The sequence below is a fragment of the Mycobacterium sp. E3247 genome (assembly GCF_001667785.1).
Taxonomy (GTDB): domain Bacteria; phylum Actinomycetota; class Actinomycetes; order Mycobacteriales; family Mycobacteriaceae; genus Mycobacterium.
The window spans coordinates 1-761 of the sequence record NZ_LZJG01000006.1 but is presented as its reverse complement, the minus strand read 5'-3'; the positions used below and the strand labels follow the sequence as shown (position 1 = coordinate 761).

1 protein-coding gene is annotated in these 761 nt (G+C 64.1%); it reads right to left on the bottom strand.

Annotated features, from left to right (window positions below; all coding sequences use genetic code 11):
• On the bottom strand, positions 1–725 hold a 725-nt coding region (locus A9X04_RS00315), incomplete at its 3' end, for a phosphotransferase family protein (protein WP_067916653.1).
• Positions 726–761 lie beyond the last annotated feature (36 nt).

Below are 761 nucleotides of genomic sequence, written 5' to 3'. Positions count from 1 at the left end.
TCGAGCAATGGATCACCGATGGTGCCGGTGTCCCAGTCAACGATTGCGGCGAGCCTAGCGGGCGGTTGCGGGCTGACCATGACGTTGAACGGACTGTAGTCGCCGTGAATGATCGCTGCCGGGCTCATCGCGGGTATGTTGGCGGTGAGCCAGTCACTAAGGAAGTCCAGCTCGGGAAGGTCGCGTGTGCGATAGCGGTCGAGCTGAGCCAACCACCGCGGCACCTGGCGCTCCAGGAATCCCTCCGGCTTCCCGAGCCCATCGAGAGCCCTTGCCCGCCAGTCGACTTCGGCGAGATGGACGAGCCCGTCCACGTAGGCCATGGCCAAGTCGTGCCGCAATTCGGGATCGCCGGCGAACGGCTCGGGCAAGTCGAAACCGGGCGTGAATCCGTCGACGACGCCCATCAGCATGAATTCAGAACCAAGTACGTCGGTGTCAGCACAGTACAGCACGGGCTGCGGGTGCGGAACCGGTGTGCCTTCGAGGGCGTGCAGAATGCGCCACTCGCGGTGGGTGTTTGACGCGCTCGGGTCATTCTTCACCACGGGTGGGCGGCGCAGGACCCAGGCGTCGTCGCCGCGTGCTACGCGGAACAGTGCATTGGCGATTCCGGTGCTTGCCCCGATGCGTTCAGCCGTCAGCGGCTGACCACGGCCAGGGAGGCGGTCGCCGATCCACGAATCGAGCCGATCGACGTCGAGCAGCGTCGCAGTCGAAGTCATGCACTGACGCTAACGGTGTTGACAGTTACTGTCAAT